The 20,952-nt window shown below is 69.0% G+C and carries 18 protein-coding genes; 4 read left to right on the forward strand and 14 right to left on the reverse strand.

The genetic code is table 11. The features are described 5' to 3' along the window. Positions 1-14: 14 nt before the first annotated feature. Genes ADBZ9K_RS23500 through ADBZ9K_RS23510 form a run of 3 tightly spaced genes read right to left on the reverse strand, consistent with a single transcriptional unit; the run spans position 15 to position 2,844 of the window. A complete protein-coding gene (locus ADBZ9K_RS23500; RefSeq protein ID WP_526624667.1) occupies positions 15-635 on the reverse strand; it encodes a LutC/YkgG family protein in 621 nt (206 codons plus the stop codon). Beyond that, entirely contained in the window at positions 632-2,104 is a 1,473-nt protein-coding gene (locus ADBZ9K_RS23505) for a LutB/LldF family L-lactate oxidation iron-sulfur protein (protein WP_526624668.1), read from the reverse strand. Before ADBZ9K_RS23505 ends, ADBZ9K_RS23500 begins: the two co-directional genes overlap by 4 nt. After that, complete coding sequence (locus ADBZ9K_RS23510) at positions 2,101-2,844, reverse strand: (Fe-S)-binding protein (RefSeq protein ID WP_526624669.1); 744 nt, start codon at positions 2,842-2,844, stop codon at positions 2,101-2,103. The genes ADBZ9K_RS23505 and ADBZ9K_RS23510 overlap by 4 nt, the downstream gene beginning before the upstream one ends. Positions 2,845-3,009: 165 nt before the next feature. Between ADBZ9K_RS23510 and ADBZ9K_RS23515 the strand changes: the two genes are divergently transcribed. Together ADBZ9K_RS23515 and ADBZ9K_RS23520 are read left to right on the forward strand one after the other, a co-directional pair. Then, complete coding sequence (locus ADBZ9K_RS23515; RefSeq protein WP_526624670.1) at positions 3,010-4,938, forward strand: potassium transporter Kup; 1,929 nt, start codon at positions 3,010-3,012, stop codon at positions 4,936-4,938. A 3-nt stretch (positions 4,939-4,941) separates the two neighbouring features. Next, positions 4,942-6,150 (forward strand): FAD-dependent oxidoreductase, encoded by a 1,209-nt coding sequence (locus ADBZ9K_RS23520; protein WP_526624671.1) that lies wholly within the window; start codon positions 4,942-4,944, stop codon positions 6,148-6,150. Here ADBZ9K_RS23520 and ADBZ9K_RS23525 read toward each other — a convergent pair whose 3' ends face one another. The 8 genes from ADBZ9K_RS23525 to ADBZ9K_RS23560 all read right to left on the reverse strand — a co-directional run bounded on the left by ADBZ9K_RS23525 (position 6,151) and on the right by ADBZ9K_RS23560 (position 15,045). Further along, positions 6,151-6,903, reverse strand: a complete 753-nt coding sequence (locus ADBZ9K_RS23525) for an SDR family NAD(P)-dependent oxidoreductase (protein ID WP_526624672.1) — start codon at positions 6,901-6,903, stop codon at positions 6,151-6,153. Between the two features lie 132 nt (positions 6,904-7,035). Beyond that, a complete protein-coding gene (locus ADBZ9K_RS23530; protein ID WP_526624673.1) occupies positions 7,036-7,437 on the reverse strand; it encodes a DUF6941 family protein in 402 nt (133 codons plus the stop codon). A gap of 10 nt (positions 7,438-7,447) precedes the next feature. Beyond that, positions 7,448-9,022 (reverse strand): class I adenylate-forming enzyme family protein, encoded by a 1,575-nt coding sequence (locus tag ADBZ9K_RS23535; RefSeq protein WP_526624674.1) that lies wholly within the window; start codon positions 9,020-9,022, stop codon positions 7,448-7,450. Positions 9,023-9,036: 14 nt separating this feature from the next. Then, complete coding sequence (locus ADBZ9K_RS23540) at positions 9,037-11,301, reverse strand: molybdopterin-dependent oxidoreductase (protein WP_526624675.1); 2,265 nt, start codon at positions 11,299-11,301, stop codon at positions 9,037-9,039. A 15-nt stretch (positions 11,302-11,316) separates the two neighbouring features. Next, positions 11,317-11,874, reverse strand: a complete 558-nt coding sequence (locus ADBZ9K_RS23545) for a TetR/AcrR family transcriptional regulator (protein ID WP_526624676.1) — start codon at positions 11,872-11,874, stop codon at positions 11,317-11,319. A 123-nt stretch (positions 11,875-11,997) separates the two neighbouring features. After that, a complete protein-coding gene (locus tag ADBZ9K_RS23550) occupies positions 11,998-13,479 on the reverse strand; it encodes an adenylate/guanylate cyclase domain-containing protein (RefSeq protein ID WP_526624677.1) in 1,482 nt (493 codons plus the stop codon). 97 nt (positions 13,480-13,576) lie between these two features. After that, positions 13,577-14,254 carry a DUF1275 family protein gene (locus ADBZ9K_RS23555; RefSeq protein ID WP_526624678.1) on the reverse strand — a complete coding sequence of 226 codons (678 nt, stop codon included), beginning with the start codon at positions 14,252-14,254 and terminating at the stop codon, positions 13,577-13,579. Then, on the reverse strand, positions 14,251-15,045 hold the full coding sequence (locus ADBZ9K_RS23560; protein WP_526624679.1) for an SDR family NAD(P)-dependent oxidoreductase: 795 nt from the start codon (positions 15,043-15,045) through the stop codon (positions 14,251-14,253). Before ADBZ9K_RS23560 ends, ADBZ9K_RS23555 begins: the two co-directional genes overlap by 4 nt. A gap of 304 nt (positions 15,046-15,349) precedes the next feature. On the opposite strand from ADBZ9K_RS23560, the gene ADBZ9K_RS23565 reads away from it, so the two are divergent. Then, the gene (locus ADBZ9K_RS23565) at positions 15,350-16,177 is read left to right on the forward strand and encodes a mycofactocin-coupled SDR family oxidoreductase (RefSeq protein WP_526624680.1); all 828 of its coding nucleotides are present in this window, start codon (positions 15,350-15,352) and stop codon (positions 16,175-16,177) included. On the opposite strand, the gene ADBZ9K_RS23570 is transcribed toward ADBZ9K_RS23565, so the two are convergent. Then, positions 16,174-17,841 (reverse strand): AMP-binding protein, encoded by a 1,668-nt coding sequence (locus tag ADBZ9K_RS23570; protein ID WP_526624681.1) that lies wholly within the window; start codon positions 17,839-17,841, stop codon positions 16,174-16,176. The two genes, ADBZ9K_RS23565 and ADBZ9K_RS23570, sit on opposite strands and share 4 nt — an antisense overlap. Positions 17,842-18,077: 236 nt before the next feature. Next, positions 18,078-18,407 (reverse strand): hypothetical protein, encoded by a 330-nt coding sequence (locus ADBZ9K_RS23575; RefSeq protein ID WP_526624682.1) that lies wholly within the window; start codon positions 18,405-18,407, stop codon positions 18,078-18,080. 284 nt (positions 18,408-18,691) lie between these two features. Between ADBZ9K_RS23575 and ADBZ9K_RS23580 the strand changes: the two genes are divergently transcribed. Then, the gene (locus ADBZ9K_RS23580) at positions 18,692-19,600 is read left to right on the forward strand and encodes an LLM class F420-dependent oxidoreductase (protein WP_526625598.1); all 909 of its coding nucleotides are present in this window, start codon (positions 18,692-18,694) and stop codon (positions 19,598-19,600) included. Here the strand turns inward: ADBZ9K_RS23580 and ADBZ9K_RS23585 are convergent. Beyond that, positions 19,590-20,834 carry an MCE family protein gene (locus ADBZ9K_RS23585; RefSeq protein WP_526624683.1) on the reverse strand — a complete coding sequence of 415 codons (1,245 nt, stop codon included), beginning with the start codon at positions 20,832-20,834 and terminating at the stop codon, positions 19,590-19,592. The two genes, ADBZ9K_RS23580 and ADBZ9K_RS23585, sit on opposite strands and share 11 nt — an antisense overlap. Positions 20,835-20,952: the final 118 nt, after the last annotated feature.

A 20,952-nucleotide genomic window follows, 5' to 3' on the forward strand; every position in this document is an offset into this window, starting at 1 on the left:
TGGAATCTGCAATGTCACCGGCTGACCAGGAGCACGTCGAGGGTTCGCGGGCCGTGCACACCCTCCACGCGACTGAGTTCGATGTCGCTGGTGGCGCTGGGGCCGGAGATGAAGGTCAGCGGGCGGGCCGGTTCGAGCGCGGCGAAGGCCTGCGGAACGGTGTCGACGATCTGGTCGGTGAAGACCACACAGATGTGATGGTCGGGGACCAGCGTCAGGGCACGCCGGCCCTGGGCCGGCCCGGCGTCCAGGACGATCGTCCCGGTGGCCGCGATCCCGAGTGCGCATCCGGTGACGACGGCGTCGATCCCGTCGAGTTCGGCGATCGGGATCCGGTGCTCGCCGCCATCGGCGGTGACGTCGAGACCGGCCACCCAGTCCGGGGGCAGATCGGCCGGCACCGCCACCCGGGCGCCGGGACCCACCAGCGTGGCGACGGTCGACGCGATCGCGGCGGCCTCGATCACCAGGACCTGGGCGCGGTAATCGGCCACCGCCTCGGCGAACCGGCGGGCATCTCCCGGGCCGCGCGCCGGTGCGCGCTCGTAGTCGCGGGGCACCACCACCGGGTCCGGCGGGGCGACCGCCAGGGCCGCGCGGATCCGGTCCAACACCACGCGGCGGGACCCGGTCACCGCCGGTCCTGCGGGGCGGGGTGGGTCCGGGCCCACCACTGCCGGAACGTCTCGGCCGGGGGTGCCGGTATGTCGCGGCTGGTGGTCCAGCGCGACCCCGGCCAGGGCAGCGCCGTGATCTGTCGATCCGGGCCGGCCAGCAGCCGTCCGGCGGCCAGCGCCTTCTCGGCGAGCGCGAACCGCTTTGGCGACGCCATCGCCGCGGCCGCTACCCGCATCGCCAGATCCTGCCCGGAGGGCCGGTGCTGCTCGCCGTCGACCTGGGCCGCGCGCAGGTGCACCAGGATGGACGGGATGTCGATGCGGACCGGACAGGCATCGAAGCACGCCCCGCACAGCGAGGACGCGTAGGGCAGCGACGTGTTCGGGTCGCCGTGGGCGCCGCGGGTGCCGGTCAGCTGGGGGCTCAGGATCGCACCGATCGGGCCGGGATATACCGAACCGTAGGCGTGCCCGCCGGTGCGCTCATACACCGGACACACGTTCAGGCAGGCGCTGCAGCGGATGCAGTGCAGGGCGGCACGGCCCACCGGGTCGGCCAGCACCGAGCTGCGCCCGTTGTCCAGCAGCACGAGGTGGAATTCCTGCGGACCGTCGCCGGGGTGCACCCCGGTCCACATCGAGGTGTAGGGGTTCATCCGTTCCGCGGTCGACGAGCGGGGCAGCAGCTGCATGAACACTTCGAGATCGGCAAAACGGGGCAGCACCTTCTCGATGCCCATCACGGTGATCAGGGTCTGCGGCAGGGTCAGACACATCCGGCCGTTGCCCTCGGATTCCACCACGGCCAGGGTGCCGGTCTCGGCGATGCCGAAGTTCGCACCGCTGACCGCGACCTTGGCGGACAAGAACTTTCGGCGCAGATGCGCCCGGGCGGCCATCGCCAGCACCCGTGGCTCGTCGGTCAGCTCACCGGCATCGGGCATCTCGCGGGCGAAGATCTCGCGGATCTCGGCCCGGTTGCGGTGGATGGCGGGAACCAGGATGTGGCTGGGCTTGTCGTGGCCGAGCTGGACGATCAGCTCGGCCAGGTCGGTTTCGATCGCGGCGATGCCTTCGGCCGCCAGGTGCTCGTTGAGACCGATCTCCTGGGTGGCCATCGACTTGACCTTGACGACCTCCTCGGCGCCGCGGGCGCGGATCACCCCGGTCACGATCCGGTTGGCCTCGGCGGCATCGCGGGCCCAGTGCACCGTCCCGCCGCGTGCGACCACATTGGCCTCGAGCTGTTCCAGAAGATCTGGAAGACGTTCCAGCACTTCCTGTTTCACAGCGCTGCCGGCCGCGCGCAGCTGTTCCCAATCCGGGCATTCGGCCACCGCAGTCAGCCGTTTGGCGCGGATGGTGCGGGTGGCGTGCCCGACGTTGCGGCGCATCTGGCTGTTGGCCAGCTCATCGCGTGCCGCGGCCGGAAACGGTTGCTCGCCGCGCAGATTGCCGAAGCCGGGCACCCCCAGGAACGTCGTCATCGGCCGGCCTCGGTGGCAGCGAGGATCTCGGCGAGATGGACCGTGCGGACCGCCGAGCGCATCCGGCTCAGCCCGCCGCCGATGTGCATCAGGCACGAACTGTCCCCGGCGGTGCACACCTGCGCCCGCGACGCGATGACCGCCGCCATCTTGTCGGCCAACATGGCGGTGGAGGTGTCGGCATTCTTGATCGCGAAGGTGCCGCCGAAGCCGCAACAGGTCTCCGCGTCGGCCAGGTCGACCAGCGTCAGCCCCCGCACGTGCTGGAGCAGCTGGCGTGGTTTGTCGCCGACGCGCAGCAGCCGCAGCGAGTGACACGTCGGGTGGTAGGTGACCCGATGCGGATAGTAGGCGCCGACGTCGCGTACCCCCAGCACGTCGACGAGCAGCTCGGACAGCTCGTAAGTGCGCGCGGCGACGGCCTCGGCCCGCTCGGCAAGGGCGGTGTCACCGGCGCGGCGGGCAACCATCGCGTGCTGATGGCGCACCGAACCCACACACGACCCCGACGGTGCGACGACGGCGTCGCACCCGCTGTCCTCGAACACCTCGACATGGCGGCGCACCAGTTCGGTGGCCTGCCCCAGATATCCGGTGTTGATGTGCATCTGGCCGCAGCAGGTCTGCCCATCGGGGAAGACCACCTGGTGGCCGAGCCGCTCGAGCACCTGCACGGTCGCGATGGCCGCGCGCGGGAACATCGCGTCGGCCAGGCAGGTCGCGAACAGGGCTATGCGCATCGGCTCCACCGTACGTCGGCCATCGGGCGGGCCGCCGGCCGCGGAGTGAGCGGGATCATTGTTTCGGGATGCGTGTTCGGGCACGACGCGTAAGGCCGGTGGCTACCATTGGCCTCCACGTCGCCGGGGATCGACGCCAGGCGGACCGAGCTAGAGGGACTACCTGTGAGCACAGACGTCGCGGTGCCGGTACATTCTCCCGCCCGCAAAGCGCGGACCGGCGTGATCATCGGCGCGCTCGGGGTGGTGTTCGGCGACATCGGCACCAGCCCGATCTACACCGTCCAGACCCTGTTCAACCCCGACGACCCGCACCCCGTGCCGATCAGCCACGCCAACGTCTACGGGGTGGTGTCGCTGATCTTCTGGTCGGTGATGATCATCGTCACGCTGACCTACGTCACGCTGGTGATGCACGCCGACAACGACGGTGAGGGCGGCGTCATGGCGCTCATCACCCTGGTGCGCAGGCTCGGTCGCCGATCCAGCCCGCGCATCATCAGCGTCTTGTCCGCGCTCGGAATCCTGGGCGCCGCACTGTTTTTCGGTGACAGCATGATCACACCCGCGATCTCGGTGCTGTCCGCGGTGGAAGGTCTGAAGGTCGTCGATCCCAGCTTGGCCGAGCTGATCGTCCCGATCACCGCGGTCATCATCGTCGGGTTGTTCGCGGTGCAACGGCACGGCACCGCCATGGTCGGACGGTTCTTCGGCCCGGTGATGATCGTCTGGTTCCTGGTGATCGGCGCCTGCGGGATCCGCGGAATCCTCCGGCACCCGCAGATTCTGCGGGCACTCTCACCGACCTACGCCCTGGAGTTCATGGTCAGCCACTTCCACATCGCCTTCTTCGCGCTGGCCGCCGTCGTGTTGTCGGTGACCGGCGCCGAGGCGCTCTACGCCGACATGGGGCACTTCGGCCGCAAGGCGATCACCTGGGGCTGGTTGGGCCTGGTGCTACCGGCGTTGACGCTCAACTACTTCGGCCAGGGCGCGTTGCTGCTGGGCAAGCAGAGCGTGGTGAACGCCCCCTTCTTCCTGCTGGTGCCCAGCGGGTGGGAGCTGCCGATGATGGTGCTGGCCACCGCCGCAACGGTGATCGCCTCGCAGGCGGTGATCACCGGGGCGTACTCGGTGGCATCGCAGGCCGCCCAGCTCGGCTACCTGCCCCGGCTGCGGGTGGCCCACACCTCGGCATCCTCGATCGGCCAGATCTACGTGCCCTGGATCAACGGCATGCTGCTGGTCGCCGTGCTGATCCTGGTCTTCGCCTTCCGCAGCTCGGCGGCGCTGGGCTATGCCTACGGCATGGCAGTGACCGGAACGATCACGATCACCACCTTGCTGTTCCTCTACATCGCCCATGCCCGGTGGCGCTGGCCGCTGTGGCTGGTGGTGTGCGGCGGCGGTGCGCTGCTGGGCGTGGACCTGATGTTCCTGGCGGCGAACCTGACCAAGCTGGTGCACGGCGCCTGGCTGCCGTTACTGATCGGGCTGGTCACCTTCACGGTGCTGATCACCTGGCAGCGCGGCAGCATGATTGTCGTCGGCGCGCGCGAGCGGGCCGAGGGGCCGCTGCCGGAGTTCATCGACGAGATCACCCACCGCCAACCGCCGCTGGCCCGCATCCCGGGTACGGCGGTGTTCCTGAATCGCGAGAGCGAGACGGCACCGCTGTCGATGCGGGCCAACGTCAATCACAACCACGTCCTGCACGAGCGGGTTATCATCCTGTCGATCGTCGTCCCGCCGGTGCCGCGAGTTGCCGACGACGAGCGCATCACCGTCAACGACCTCGGAAACCACCGCGACGGCATCTACTACATGGCGGCCCGGTTCGGCTACATGGAACGGCCCGATGTGCTTGCTGCACTGCGGTTGGTGAACCCCGCCCAGGTCGGCGGCCCGATCGATTTCGCGGACACCTCCTATTTCCTGTCCAAGATCGAGGTGGTCCCGGGGGATCAGCCCACGATGGCGCCGTGGCGTAAGCGAATTTTCATCGCAACGTCGTTCATGGCGGCCGATTCCGCGGGGTACTTTGGGCTTCCGCTGGACCAGACGGTGCTGATCGGCTCGCGGATCGAGGTGTAGTACATGAGCGAATCCACCACGTGCGCGATCGTCGGCGGCGGACCTGCCGGCATGGTGCTCGGGCTGTTGTTGGCGCGGGCCGGTATCGAGGTCACGGTCCTGGAGAAGCACGCCGACTTCCTGCGCGACTTCCGTGGTGACACAGTGCATCCCACGACGCTGCGGCTGCTCGACGAGCTGGGGTTGTGGGACAGGTTCGCCGCACTGCCGCAGAGCAAGGTCGATCACGCCGAACTCACGATCGGCGGCAAGTCGGTGACCATGGTCGACTTCCGTCGGCTGCGCCAACCGCACCCGTATGTGGCCATGGTTCCCCAGTGGGATCTGCTCAATCTGCTCGCCGATGCCGCCGCGGTCGAGCCGACCTTCACACTGCGCCTGCAACACGAGGTCACCGGGCTCCTGCGCAGCGGTGCCAGGACGACCGGCGTGCGGTATCGGTCACCGGACGGCGAGGGCGAACTGCAGGCCGACCTCACGGTGGCCTGCGACGGGCGCTGGTCGATTGTGCGGCGCAGCGCCGGGCTGTCGGCGCGCGAGTTCCCGGTGCCCTTCGATGTGTGGTGGTTCCGGCTGCCCCGCGAAATGGACGGCCAATACACGCTGATCCCGCGGTTCGGTCCGGGACGGGTGCTGATCATGATCCCGCGGGAGGGCTACTTCCAGATCGCCTACCTGATCCCGAAGGGCAGCGACGCGCAGCTGCGGGCCCGCGGCCTGGACGCCTTCAAGGCAGAGCTGACCGAACTGATCCCCGAGGCCGACGTCGCCAGCCTGACCTCGCTGGAGGACGTGAAGTTCCTCGATGTACGGCTCAACCGGCTCAAGCGCTGGCACTCCGACGGCCTGCTGTGCATCGGCGACGCCGCGCACGCCATGTCGCCGATGGGCGGGGTGGGTATCAACATCGCGGTTCAGGATGCGGTGGGCGCGGCGACGTTACTGGCCGATCCGCTGCGCCGCCGCGATGTGACCGGCCGTAACCTCGCCGCGGTCCGGCGCCGGCGGCTGCCGCCGGCCGTACTCACCCAGGCGGTCCAGCAGGCCATGCACCGGGCTCTGGTGGCGCCGATCATGGCCGGCGGAACCGCGGAGCCGCCGGCATACATGGGCGAGTTGATTCGCCGGTTGCCGTGGCTGTCGGCCATCCCGGCCTACTTCGTCGGGGTTGGCATCCGGCCGGAGCGAGCACCGGCGTTTGCTCGTCGCTAGTCAGCCGCCCAGCATGATCAGCCCGCCGTCGACGGCGAGCAGTTGCCCGGTGATGAAGTGCGAACCCTCGCCGGCCAGGAACACCAGGACCGGGCCCAGGTCACGGTCGGGATCGCCGAGCGCGCCGCCGAGCGGGATGCTCGCCTTGATCTGCTGATCGATAAACGGCGCCGCTTGCGGCCCGAGGAACTCGCGCAGCCGCTCCGCGCCGCGGGTCTGCATGGCCGGCGCCAACGCGTTGACGGTGACCTTGTCGCTCGCCCACGCTTTGGCCGCCGACCGGGTCCAGGCTTGCACAGCACCCTTGGCCGCCGCGTACACCGCGGAGATCGGACTGCCCGTGACGGCCTCCGACGAGCCGAAGTTGATGATCCGGCCGCCGGAGTTGCGCATGACGGCGTGGGCGGCCTGGTTGGTGAAGATCGTCGTCTTCAGATTGGTGTCGAGCACGAAGTCGATGTCGGCGGCGGTGATCTGTCCGGGAATGCCCTGCTGCCAGAGTCCCGCCGCGTTGACCAGGACGTCGAGGCCGCCCAGCGTCGCTACCGCCGCATCGATCATCGCGTCGACCGCACCGGGATCCCTGGCATCACAGCGCAACCACGTCGCCTGCGCGTCGTCGAAGGGTTCGGTCTGGTGATAGGTCGCGACCACGTCTGCTCCCGCACCGGCCAGTGCCCGGACCGCCGCGGCGCCCAGGCCGCTGGCGGCGCCGGTCACCACCGCGCGGCGGCCTTCCAGTGGACGGCTCATCGGGACAACGGGGGCGACCCGGCGGTCGCATGCCTTACCATGACGGTCACGGTAAGGGCCGCAACCGTGGGTGTCAACCGAATGCATCCGAAACCCGTTGTGGCCGTTGCGTTCTGCATCGTCCGGGGCGGGTCAGGCGTCGTCGGCAGTCACGGTGAAACCGGCCAGCCAGTCCTCGTGCATCTCCTCGGCGATCGACACTCGCCACTGATAGCGCTCTCCGACAGTGAGCTTCAGCGGCGGAATGGTCGCGATGAACGGAATGGTCACCGGTGTGCCCGCCGGATGTACCGGGTGACGGCGGGCCTTGATCACGTTCTCCTCGGTGTGGGCGACCCGATTGCCGTCGCTGTCAACGAGTTCGGCGCGGATCGGGAACGACCTGCCCAGCTCCGACCATTGCACCTCCACGAACACGATCAACACGTGCTGGGCGGTCGGGGTCGGGCTGGTGGTCCACCCCAGCCCCAGCGCGTGCACGGTGCCGGTCTTGTCCAGATGGCCGCTGTGGGCCAGCAACACAATGGCTCTCATGCGTTGGCTCTCATGGGTTGCCGAACTCGGCCGCCAGGCCCTTCTTGTCCACCTTCTCACCGGCCACCGTGGGCAGTGGATGTTCCCGAATGCGCCAGCGGGTCGGGATCGCGAAGTAGGCGAGCACCCCCCTCAGATGCCGGGTGAGCTCCTCCTCGGTCGGGGCGCGGACACCGGTCCGGTGCACCACGACGGCGGCGAGTTCCTCCCCGAGATCGGGGTGGGGCAGCCCGATCGCGGCGGCCTCGACCACGTCGGGATGGCTGAGCAGCGCCGCTTCGACGTGTGGGCAGGCGATGTTCTCCCCGCCGCGGATCACCATGTCCTTGCTGCGGCCGTCGATGAACAGATAGCCCTCCTCGTTGAGGTGGCCGAGGTCGCCGGTGTGCAGCCAGCCGTCGGAATCCACGGGGCCCGAATCGATTCCGATGTAGCCGAGCATCACGGTGGGGGAGCGCACCAGCACCTCGCCCACCCCGTCGGGATCGGGATCGTGGATAGCCAGTTCGACCGTCGGATAGGGCCGGCCGACGGAGGCGGGATAGCGGGCCAAGTCCGCGCTGCCGGCGACAGTGAAGAATCCGGCGCCTTCGGTCATTCCCCAGGTGTTGGCGAGTCCGCGGCGGGCCAGCTGGGGCAGCCGGCGCGCCATGCGCTCCAACAGCACCGGCGACACCGCCGCCCCGCCCAGCGGCCACGAGCGCAGCGAGGAGACGTCGTGGGTGTCGAGGGCCGGGTGCTCGAGCACGCGCACCGCCATGGTCGGCACACCGCCCCAGCGCTGCACCCCCTCGGTCTCGATGAGGGCCAGCACCTCGGCCGGGTCGAAGCGGCCGCGGGTCAGCACGATCCGGCCGCCGGTGATCACCTGGGTCAGCAGGGTGGCCAGCGCGCCGACATGGAACAGCGGGGTGCACACCAGGTTGACCGGTTGCGGCGCCTCGGGATCCAGGAACTGGGGCAGCTGCCGGGAGCGGACCAGGACGTTCTGCTGGTTGGCCACCACGGCCCGGAACGGCAGCTCGACGGCCTTGGGCATACCCGAGCTGCCCGAGGTGAACAGCACGGCCACCGGGCTGTCCTCGCTAGCCGGACCGGGCAGCCCCGGCAGCGTGTGCGTGACACTGCCGAAGCACTGCCCCAGCTCGTTGATGTCGAGCACCGAGACACCGGCCGGCACGGACAGGTCGGCGGCGTCGGTGATCACCGCCCGCGGCGCGACCAGGGCGATGGAGTGTTCGGCTTCCCGGGGACTCCACCACCGATTGCCCAGGACGGGTACCGCCCCCAGCGACCAGATCGCCCACAGCGCCACCACCCACTCGGCACTGTTGTAGCCCAGCAGCACGACCCGATCGCCGGGGCGGATGCCCAGCGGCTCGAGCACGGCCCTCGCGGCGTCGACGGCGGCAAAGAAATCACCGAAGGTGATGCGCCGGTCGCCTTGGACCAGGAAGATGCGCTGCGACCACCGCTCGGCGCCGGTAAACAGCTCGGCGAACGACTGTGGACGTTGCGGGTAGATCAGCCCGGCATGGCCTGCGTAGCGGCCTTCTGCGACTTCCTCACCCCACGGGGACTGCACAAAGGGCGATCCTATTAGGCGGGCGCGGCGGCGAGGTCGGCCGGCACCGCCTCGATGCGGGCCGGGACGTGTTTGTGCCAGGGCGTCCCGGCATACGGATCGCGCCAATCGGTGGATGTCAGCGCATTGGGTGCCACGCCAGGCACGCGCCGGCGGCCGTCGGCGTCGACGAAGTCGAGGCCGTACCCGTTTGGCAGGGCGGCGTGCCCAGCCAGCATGGTCGCGCTGATCTCGACGACGGCCTCGGCGGTCCCGGCGGTGGTGGTGATGCGGGCCCGCCCGCCGTCTACCAGCCCGAGGGCTGCGGCGTCCTCGACGCTGACCCGCAACGCGCCCTCGGAGTCCCGCTTGCGCCACGCCGGGTCGCGGAAGATGTCGTTGGCGGTGAAGGCGCGACGCTCACCGGCGGACAGCACGATCGGGAATTCGGCACTGGTCAGGCCGGGCTGGGCCGCGCCGAGCGCGCGAATCTCGTCGAGCAACGGCGGAATCACCAGTGCGATCTTGCGGTCGGGGTGGGTGATCAGCGCCCAGTCGTCGGCGTACTCGTGGACGCTGAACGTCACCCCCGACGTTCCGGCCAGGATCGCGTCGAACAACGCGTTGCCGTCGGCGTGACCGGCCCGGCGCACCGCGTCGGGGTAGGTCAGGACCGCCTTCTGGGCCAGCCCCCACAGCGCCGCAGCACCTTTCAGATTCTCCGGCAGGGTGGGTCCCAGCGTCTCGTACAGCACATACGGCAGCGCCCTGCCCAGCGCCGGGTTGCCGGCCAGCTCGGCGAAGAACGCCTGGGTGTAGGCGTCGCGGCCGTGGCGGGCCGCCTCGCGCAGCGGACGCAGGTCGTCGTCGGTGACCAGGCCCAGCGCGCGCACCAGCCGGGCCCAGATCTCGGGTTCGGGCAGCGTGCCGGGCAGCGGGTCGAACAGCGGGTGACGCAGGTGAAACTCGTTGTGCGGGAACTCGAAATTGAAGAAGGTGGCCTCGGGCTTCTCGAACTGGCTGGCCGCGGGCAGCACGTAGTGGGCCAGCCGCGCCGTCTCCGTCATGGCCACGTCGATGACCACAAGCAGCTCCAGCGTCTCGAACGCCGCCCGGCAGGCCTGCGAGTCGGCGATGGAATGCGCGGGATTGGCGCTTTCGACGATCATCGCCCGGAACCGATCGGGGTGGTCGGACAGGATCTCCTGCGGCACGACGTTGGAGGGCACCAGACCGGCGATGACCGGCGCGCCGGTGACCGGGGAGCGCCCGACCCCGCTGAGGCTGAACAGCGGCGCGAACGACGAATGAAGATGCTGCCCACCGCGTTTGGCGAAGCTACCGGTGAGGATCCACAGCAGCTTGTTGAGGTAGGAGCACAGGGTGCTGTTCGGGGCCTGCTGCACGCCGAGATCCTCGAAGACCGCGACGCTGTCGGCGGCGGCGATGCGGCGGGCGGCGGCGCGCAGCAGCTGCTCGTCCACTCCGCTGCGCTGCGCGTACTCGCCGACCGGGATCGTCTGCAATACTTCGCGGACTTCGTCGGCGCCGTGCACGTGATCGGCGAGAAAGGTTTCATTGCAGAGGTTTTGCTGCACCAACACGGCGGCCAGCGCGGCCAGGCACCAGGCGTCGGCGCCGGGCTTGACCCGCAGGTGGAAGTCGGCCATCTTGGCGGTGTCGGTCACCACGGGGTCGATGACAATCATCGAGCGGCCCGGGTCCTTGGCGATGTCGTTGAGCACGGTGCGGGCCCGCGGGAAGCTCTGCGACATCCATGGGTTCTTGCCGACGAACACCGACACCTCGGCGTGGGCGAACTCGCCGCGGCTATGGCCCCCGTAGAGCTGCATGTCCACCCAGTTCTCGCCGGTCTTCTCCTGGGCGAGTGCGTTGGAGCGGTAGCGCGAACCAAGCGGCTTGAGGAAGGCGCTGCTGTAGGCGCCGCCGAGGTGATTGCCCTGGCCGCCGCCGCCGTAATAGAAGATCTTCTCCCCGCCGTAGGTGTCGGCGATACGCCGGAAACCGGCGGCGATCTCGGTGACCGCGGTGTCCCAGTCGATCTCCTCGTAGGTGCCGTCGGGGCGGCGGCGCATCGGCGAGGTCAGCCGGGCCCGGTTGTTCTGATAGTGGTCCAGGCGCAGCGCCTTGTTGCAGGTATAGCCCTGCGAGGCGGGATTGTCCTTGTCGCCGCGGATCCGCGCGAGCGTGCGGACCCCGTCCTGAACACTGGTCTGAACCACGATGCCGCAGTTACATTCACACAGGATGCAGGCGGTGGGTTGCCAGTCAGCGGACATCGGTGAACCTTCTTCCTACTCGGCTTCGAGCAGTTCGCGCAGTTGTCGGTGGACGATGTCGAGCGGTCGGGTGTCGCGGGCCGCGCGGGCGAGCACGATGGCGCCTTCCAGGGCGGCGGTCATCGTCACGGCCAGCTCGTCGGCGCGTGCTGCGGCGATGCCGTCGGCGACCAGCCGCTGGGCGATCAGGTCATTCCACCGGGTGAAGGTTGCGGCGGCCCGGTCGAGCACCGGGTTGGCGGTGCCGGGTTCGCCGGCCTCGACGGCGACGGCCAGCACCGGGCAGCCGGCGCGGTAGTCGGTCTCCAGCAGGTGCTTGCGGTAGAAGCGGGTCAGCCCGTCTAGCAACTCGGTACCGCTGGCCGCCCTCGCCATTTTGGACGCGACATAGTCGGCGGCGTAATCGACTGCCTCGCAGAGCAATTGAGTACGCCCACCCGGGAAATAGTGGTAAGCCGAACCGCGCGGTGCGCCGCTGTGCGCCAAGACGTCGGCGATCGCCGTGGACTGCGCCCCGCGCTCGCGGATCAGCAGCGCGGCCGAGCTGACCATGCGTTCACGCGGGCTCGTCACGCCTATGTATGTAACCATACATAGGCCGGCGGCGCCAGGGCCGTCGCATCGAGACTGTGCTGAGCGTGAGTTCCGGGCCCGAATCGGCGCACTCACCGCAGGATGGACGCGCGGCCGATCCGCTCAGGCCTGAGGCTTCGGCGCCGACATCCGGGTCGACTCGGACCGGCCGCGCAGCACCTCGGACGCGACCGCGGTCCACTGCGCGCGCTCGGTGGGGTCCGCACCCAACAGCGCCACCTCCGAGCACAGCGCCCGCTCGGTGACGGTCTTGGCTCGATCGGCCAGCCGCGCGGCCTCGTTGACGGCGTCACCGATCACCGTGTACTCGTAGCGATGCTCGGCGCCGATGTTGCCGGCGAACACCGGCCCCGACGACACCCCGATGCCGAAATCCACCACCGGCAGCCGGCGCAGCGTGACCGCCAACGCGCGGGCGGTCGCCAGCGCGTCGGAGACCGCGCGCGGGTTGGCCAGCGGCGCGCCGAACACCGCCAGCACCGCGTCACCCTGGAATTTGTTGATCAGCCCGTGCCGTTCATCGACGGCGGCGACCACGATCTGGAAGAAGTGGTTGAGCACCTCGGCCACCTCGGCAGGGGAGCGGCTCTGGGCCAGCTGGGTGGAGCCGACGAGGTCGACGAAGAGCACCGCGGCGTCGCGGACCTCGCCGGTGAGCGAATCGGTATCGCTGACCGCGCGGCGTGCCACGTCGGCCCCCACGTGGCGGCCGAACAGGTCGCGCAGCCGGTCGCGTTCGGCCAGGCCGGTCACCATCCGGTTGAAACCGCTTTGTAGCCGCCCGATTTCGGAGCGTTCGTATACCTCGACCTTGGTGTCGATCTGGCCGCGCTCGACCTTGGCCATGGCGTCGACGACGTCGCGCACCGGGTCGGAGATGGACAGCGCGACGATCGCCATCCCGCGCAACCCCACCAGCACCGAGATCACCGAGAGCACCAACACCGGGACCTCCACCGACGCCCCCTGCTTGATGATCCAGCCGTGCGAGCGCATCACCACCACGACGGCGATCCCGATGGTCGGCAGGGCGCTGCTCATCAGCCACATCAGCAGCAGCCGCGGCAGCACCCCGGGTGCGGTGTCGCGGCCGGGCACCGCACCGGTGGTCGCGGCGGTGATCGGCCGCAGCGGCCGCAGGATGAGGAGCAGCGCCGCGCCGGTCGAGGTGGTGGCCCCGAACAGCATCAGCATCCCGATCAGCGCGGCGGCGGCCGCGCCGCCGTCGCGGTTGACGATGAACAGCACCACCCCGGCCACCGACCAGAGGATCCCCAGCAGCGTCGACTGGTTGCGCAGGAACTTGTTCACGAACAGCCGGTCCCGCGGACCGGGCGTGGTCCCGGCGGTGAACCAGTGCAGTTTGTAGTCGACCACCACCACGGCGTAGCCGATGGTCGAGGCGATGGTGAAGACCGACAAGACCGCCGCGGCGACCAGGGTGTCGGTGGCGAACACGGTGTCGACGGCGGCGACCAGGTCGTGGCGCAGCGGCATGATCAGGGCGGTCAACTCGACGGCCGCGAGCAACTGGGCCAGCACGAGGGCCGTGGCGTAGCGGACCTTCAGCCTGCTCGCCGTCATGGGTCAACGCTACTGGGGCGGCGGCGCCGAGGCGCGCTGTTCACCCATCCGGGCCGCTTTCGACTGCCCCGGTGTGGCGTGCCATAGGCGCGCCGGATCAAACATGCTGGCGTGCAGCGTGATCAGCCTGTATCAGGACCGCGGCGATGAGCACGCAGACCGCGACCGCGCCGATGGTCAGCGGGACCGAGACCTGGATGAGCAGGGCGCCAACAGCGGCACCGGCCAGCATCGTCGCGATCGAGGCCACCCGGCGGGCCGGTTTGGCGCCCGGTCCGCCCGCGATCCGGCTGTCGGCCGCCAGCCCGGTCACCGTCAGGGTCAGGACCGTGGTGGTCAGGTCCGGTACCGCCATGCGTCGCGCCGTGCTGTTCTGCAGCCCGAACGCAAACGCCAGCGTCGCAACCACCAGCGGGCGGCCGAGGGCCGCGATGCCCAGCACCGCCGCGGCCACCGCGACGGCGCCCAGCAGAACCGCCTGAGCCGCGAGCATCGACATCGGCCAGGCGCGTGAGCCGGCGAGCCGGTGGCCGGCACCACCGCCGACCAGTGCGCCGAACATGAACGCGGCCAACGCAATCAGTGCCAGTGCCGCCGACAGACCGGAGTGCGGGTTGACGGCGAATCCGAGGAACACGATGTTGCCGGTCATATTGGCCACGAACACGTGACCGAGCCCGAGGTAGGACACCGCGTCGACGAGACCGGTGCCCGCCGTCAGGATCAGCAGGGCGGCCACCGTGCGCCGTGACGTGCCGGATGCGGTGGCGGTCACGGCAGGATCGCGTCGACGTAGCCGCCGTCGACGCGCAGCGCCCCGCCGGTGGTGGCCGAGGCCAGTGGCGAACTGAGGTACACCACCATGTTCGCTACCTCGTCGGGTTCGATCAGCCGCTGCAGCAACGACTGCGGGCGGTGCTCAATCATGAACTGCCGCTGGGCCTCCGCCCAGGGCAGGTCCTTGTCGACCAGCTGGTAGACGAACTCCTCGACACCTTCGGTGTGAGTCGGACCGACGACCACGGAGTTGACGGTAACTCCTGATCCGGCGGCGGCCTTGGCGAAGCCGCGGGTCACGGCCAGCAGGGCGGTCTTGGACATGCCGTAGTGAATCATCTCCACCGGTGTCACCACCGCGGAGTCGCTGGCGATGTTGAGCACCCGGCCCCAGGATCGCTCGATCATCCCGGGCAGGTAGATCCGGCTCAGCCGGGCGGCGGCCAAGACGTTGACCTCGAAGAACCTGCGCCAGGCCGCGTCGTCGATCTCCAGGGCGGGTACCGCCTCGAAGATGCCGAGGTTGTTGACCAAGATGTCGACCTCTGGCAGCGACGCCTGTAGGGCCGCCACGCCGTCATCGGTGGTCAGGTCGGCGGGCACGGGGATCAACTCGGCATCGGCTACCTCGGAGCGCAGTGCGTCGACCGCCCCCTGCACCGACGCCTCGGAGCGACCGTTGACCGCCACCCTGGCCCCGGCCGCGGCCAAGCCCTTGGCGATGGCCGCCCCGATGCCCTGGGTCGAGCCGCTTACCAGTGCCGTCTTGCCGGTGAGGGTGATCTGCATACCGTGCAGAAGCGGCGGGCGCCGGCCAATTGTTCCCGACCGAACATCGGCCCAATCCCGACCATCCACCGGGGTGTCAAACGTATGGTGAGGCCGTGATGCATGAGGTGGACGTCATCGGTGCGGGACCGGGTGGCATCACCGTTGCGCACCTACTGCGGCAACGCGGTACCGACGATTTCGTCAACCCGTAAGGAGACACGGTGTACCCCCGACCCGAAAATATAAATACCGCAGGGCTATTCAGCACGGCATCGCCGCTCGACACGGTCCGGCGGGACGCCGGCCCGAATGCGCGGACCGCATGACCGCCGCGGAACGGCCGCTGGCCGGCAGGGTCGCCTATGTCACCGGCGGAGCCAGGGGTCAGGGCCGGGCGCACTGCGTCAGGCTGGCCCGGGCCGGCGCCGACATCGTCACCATCGACGCCTGCGGCCCGGTGGGCGCCCACATCGGCTATCCACCGGCCCAGCCGGAGGATCTCGCCGACACCGTCCGCCTGGTCGAGGATGAGGGTGTCAAGATCAGCGCCGCGCGGGTCGACGTCCGGGATCTCGCCGGTCAACAACGCGTCATCGCCGACGCCGTCGAACAATTCGGGCGGCTGGACATCGTGGTCGCCAACGCCGGGGTAATGAGCTGGGGACGGCTGTGGGAGATCCCGTCCGAGCAGTGGCAGGAGATCATCGATATCAACCTGACCGGGGTCTGGAACACCGTCAAGGCGGCGGTGCCCGCGATGATCGAGGCCGGTAACGGCGGGTCGATCATCGTGACGAGTTCGGCCGCCGGGATCAAGGCGGTGCCGGGTGCGGGGCATTACTGCGCGAGCAAGTTCGGCGTAGTCGGGCTGACCAACTCCCTGGCAATCGAGTTGGGGGAGTACAACATTCGGGTGAACTCCATCCACACCTATGGTGTGGACACCGCGCTGGGCAACGACCAGTCGTTGTATGAGACCTTCCAGGCGCACCCGAACTACGTGTACAGCTTCTCGCCGGGCGCGCTGCCCACCGAGTCGCTGACCCCGCCCGAACAGGTCAGCGAGGTCGTGCTGTTCCTGGCCAGTGACGCTTCGGCACTGCTGACCGCGGCCCAGATCCCGGCGGACAAGGGTTACCTGAAGATCTAGCCTGGTGCGACAGCGCTTTCCGCCGCCAGCGCCTTGGCCCACCGATAATCGGCCTTGCCGGCGGGCGAGCGCAGCACCTTGTCGGTGCGGACGAAGGCCTTCGGCAGCTTGTAGTGGGCGATGTGGGCCTTACATGCTTCGGCGAGCTCCTCGTCGGTGGCGGACTTGCCCTCGGCGAACTGCACGATCGCCACGACCTCGCTGCCCCACCGTTCGGAGGGACGGCCAGCCACCACGACGTCATACACCGCCGGATGGCTGGCGACCGCCCGCTCGACCTCCTCGGCGAAGATCTTCTCGCCGCCGGAGTTGATGGTCACCGAATCGCGCCCGAGCAGCTCGACCTGTCCGTCGGCCAGGAGCCGGGCCTTGTCGCCGGGCACGGACCAGCGCACCCCGTTGATGGTGGGGAACGTGCGCGCGGACTTCTCGGGGTCGTTGAGATAACCCAGCGGGACGTAGGCCCGTCGGGCCAGCCAGCCCTCGCCGTCGCCGGGCTGCAGGACGTGGCTGAGATCGGCTGAGATGACGGCGGTGTCGTGCTGGGGGGTGAAGGTGGCCGCCTTCGAGTCGACCCCCTTGGCCGCCATGGTGGTCATCTGCATGCCGGTCTCCGACGCGCCGACGGCGTCGAGCACCATGATGTTGGGCAGTGCGGCCAGCAAGCGCTCGCGCACCGTCGGCGACAGTGGAGCGCCGCCGTTGGTGATCGTCAGCAGGCCAGACAGGTCGTATTTGCCGGTCTCGATCTCGTCGAGCAGGGGGCGGGCGATCGCGTCGCCGACCACCGGGATGCTCAGCACCCGTTCCCGCTCGGCCAGGCGCATGACCGCCGGCGCGTTGAGGTGGTCGACGTCGTCGGGCAGCGCCACCCAGCCGCCGGTGCTGATCATGTTGAACGCGGCCCACTGCGCCGCGCCGTGCATCAGCGGCGGGATCATCAGGACCGTCCGGATTCCGGCGTTGGTCCGCGCCTGCTCGGCGAGGTCCTCGTAGGACTGCAGCACGGTGTCCGAGCCGAACGGGCGACCGCCCATCGCCGACATGAAGATATCGTGCTGGCGCCACAACACACCCTTGGGCATGCCGGTGGTGCCGCCGGTGTAGAGGATGTAGAGGTCGTCCCCGCTGGGGGTGGGCATCCCGCCCGCCGGCGCCGGTGTGGTGATGATCGACTCGTAGTCGACGGCGCCGGGCAGCAGATCGTTGCCGGAGTGATCGGCGACTTGGATCAGGACCCGCAGCTCGGGAAGCTGCTCGAGGATCGCGGCGACGTTGGGTGCGAATTCCGCCGCGTAGACCAATGCCTTGGCCTTGGAGTCGTTAAGCAGGTAGAGCAGCTCTTCTTCGACGTAGCGGTAGTTGACGTTGAACGGTGCCACCCGGGCCCGGTAGCCGGCGACCATCGCCTCGAGGTACTCGTTGCCGTTGCGCAGGTACAGCCCGACGTGGTCCTGCCCGGATTCATGGGGTTGTAGCTGGTCCCGCTCGGTGTGGCAGCCCAGGCCCTGTGTGGTCAGGTAGTGGGCGACACCGTCGATGCGGGTGTCCATCTGGGCGTACGTCAGGTCGAGGTCTCGCCAGATCAGCGCCCGGTTGCCCGGAAGTGTGGTGGCGACGGTGTGGAAGACCGACGAGAGGTCGAAGCTGACGGGACTGCCCATGGGCGCTCCTGCACGTGTGGTCAGATTAGAACGCGTTCTAGTCTGCCACGCGGCACGGGCGGGCCCGGCGCCGATGATCGCCCAACGGGACTGCGCTGGGTGGCTGCATCAGGAAAGGGTCGAAGCAACTACACGCAAGAGTTGCTCGTCTGATTCAGGCGGGATCATGCTGTGGTGACCGCGGCGATGGTCGCTGGGCGACACGTTGTCGATCACGGTGGGTGGACCGGGTCGGTTCAGCCGGCCTGACCGGGTGCGCCCGGTGCTCCTGGCTGGCCCGGCTGTCCGGGCTCGCCGCCCTGGCCGCCGGCGCCGCCTTGCCCGCCGGCGCCGCCGTGGCCGCCCGCGCCGCCTTGCCCGCCGGCACCGCCTTGGCCGCCGGCGCCGCCGTTGCCCTGGTTCACGTCCGCTCCGTTCGTCGGTGTCAGCGAGCCGGCCGGCGGGGTCGAGTCAGTGGTCGAAACGCCGGCGGTGGTCGTACTGCAGCCGGCTGCGAGGCATCCCGCGGCGCCGATCACGGCGGCAGCGACGAGCGCTGATGCGCGGTGGGAGACGCCCGGCGTCATCGAGAATCCTCCGGTTGTGAATCGCAACAAGCCGCGGCACACCAGAACTGCCTCGGTAGCCACATGCCCCAAGTCGCCAACGAGCGATCCGGCGGATGCCGGCTGGGCACCGCGACTATACCCGGCAGGTGGCTCACCGAGGCCAGCTGTGAATCGCAGGCCGCTCGTCTCCGCGAGCCGATGCGATCCGACACCGAGGTAACCGTCGACCCCCCGCGCGGTCGCCGGCCGCGCGAGATTGGGATGCTGAACAGTGACCCGTCCGCGACGCCCCCGAGGAGCATCTGGTGACCGCACGCCCGCGCATCGACTTCCCGTCCCGCATCGGAGTGTGGTGGGGCGGCACCGCGTGGCCAATGCCGGCCGCGCAAGAGGTGGCCCGGGAGATCGAATCGCTGGGCTACGGTTCGCTGTTCATCCCGGAGATCGGACTCAAGGACTGCCTGGTCGAGTCCGCGGCGCTGCTCGAGGCAACCGACAAGCTGGTGATCGGCACCGGCATCGCCAACATCCACGCCCGGCTCCCAACGGTCGCCGAAGGCGGCGGGCGCACCCTGAACGCGCTGCACCCCGGGCGTTTCGTCCTCGGCCTCGGCGTCAGCCACGGGCCATTGGTGCAGAACGCCTTCGGGCTGTCCTACGACAAGCCGCTGGCCACCATGCGTGGCTACCTGGAGCGGATGGCCGGGCTACCGGACTTCATCGAAGGCGGTGTACGGCCCCCACGGTTGCTGGCGGCGTTGGGGCCCAAGATGATTGAGCTTTCCGGCGCGATGGCCGACGGAGCGCACCCCTACCTCGTCACCCCCGAGCAGAGTGCCACCACACGCGAGATCCTCGGCCCGGACAAGTGGATCGTGTCCGAGCAGGCCGTCGTCGTCGGTGAGGACGCCGAGGAGCAGCTGCGCCGCGCACACTTGCACCTGGAGATCTATTCGGGGCTACCGAATTACCGGAACTCCTGGCTACGCCAGGGATTCGACGAATCCGACCTGGTCAAGGGCGGCTCCGATCGGTTGGCTCGCGGCATCGTCGGGCAGGGTTCGGTGGAGCAGGTTGCCGCCTCGGTGACCGCGCACCTCGATGCGGGCGCCGACCATGTCGTCGTGCAGGTACTCGGTGACGGCAACCCGGTGTGGGATCCGCGCCCCGCCCTGCGTGAACTCGCCGCGGCCTTTGGCCTTACGGGTTGATGGTGTTCTCGCCGACCTGACGTCCCCACACGTACTCGGTGAGGATCGGCTGGCCCAGTTCGAAGTGGTTGTAAGGCGCCAGCGAGGCGCCGTAGTCAGCCACCAGGAACGGCGCCGGCCAGAAGTCGTGGGTGACCGGCTGCCAGCAGCCCGGGGCTCCGCCGGGCCCGCCCTTGGCGTTCACCCGCGGCAGGTTGTCGGGATAGACATAAGGGTTGGCCGCGCCGGTCAGCCCGATGTGGAAGTCGATCGAGTAACCGTTGCCGCCCGCACTGTCCTTGGCGGTCGAGGTCGCGTAGTTGCGGATAGTGCACAGGAACTCGGGGCTGTAGGTGTCCAGCAGGCGGCTGGTGGGCAGCAGGTCCTGCTGACCGCGGATGAAATAGGCGCTGCCGCGTTCGAGGACGTCGCCGCCGGTGTTGCCGAACCCCGCCGAGGCCAGCAGCGCAGCGTCGAGGTCCTTCTGCTGCTCGTTGAGGGTCCGCGCGGTGGTCACCGCGTGGTCGAGGAAGTCCCACAGGTCCGGGCTGGCCTTGATGTACACGTCGGCCAGATTCGATAACTGCCGCACATCGCTGCGGATCTGAGGCATCTGCGGGTTGATGTCGTCGAGCACCGCGTTGGCGTTGACCACGGACTGGCCGAACTTGGTGCCCAGCCCGTCGAGGGCCTGCGCCGCCGCCGACAGCGTCAGGTTCAGCTTGACCGGGTCGACCTTCTCCGAGATCGAGATCAACGTCTCGAACAACGTGTTGAACTCGGTCGTCACATGCGACACGTCGATCACATCCGCACTGGAGATCCTGGCCTTACTCGGGTCGGGCGGACTGCGGAACGACACGTATTTGTTGCCGAAGACGGTGCTCGCCTTGACCTCGGCGATCGCGTTGGCCGGGATCAGCGCGACATATTTGGGGTTGACGTCCAGCGACAGCTTGGCCTGGGTGGTGCCGTCACGTTCGATGGCGTCGACGCCGGTCACCCGGCCGACCGCCACCCCGTTGTAGGTGACCTTCGATCCTGGGTCCATTACCAGGCCGGCGCGCGGGGAGATCAACGTCAGCCGGGTCTTGGGGGTGAAGTCGCCGCGAAACTGCATGTAGACGACCACCACGACGGCGGTGAGGATAACGGCGGTCACGGCGAACGCGGTCTTGATCGGCGGCGAGTACTGCCAGTGGCGAGTCCGGGACTGCAACCATCCGGGCGCAGCGCCGCTCTCTTGATCACTCATCAGGTGCGCACCTGTAGTTCACAGGGGTCCCCTCCACCACAGCGGTCCAGCGACACATCGCCGAAATTTGTGTAGCCACTATCCCACGCAGGCCGGGGTCGTCGGGCTTTTCACGCCA

Origin of the sequence: Mycobacterium sp. (genome assembly GCF_965229265.1) — a bacterium.
Lineage (GTDB): Bacteria > Actinomycetota > Actinomycetes > Mycobacteriales > Mycobacteriaceae > Mycobacterium.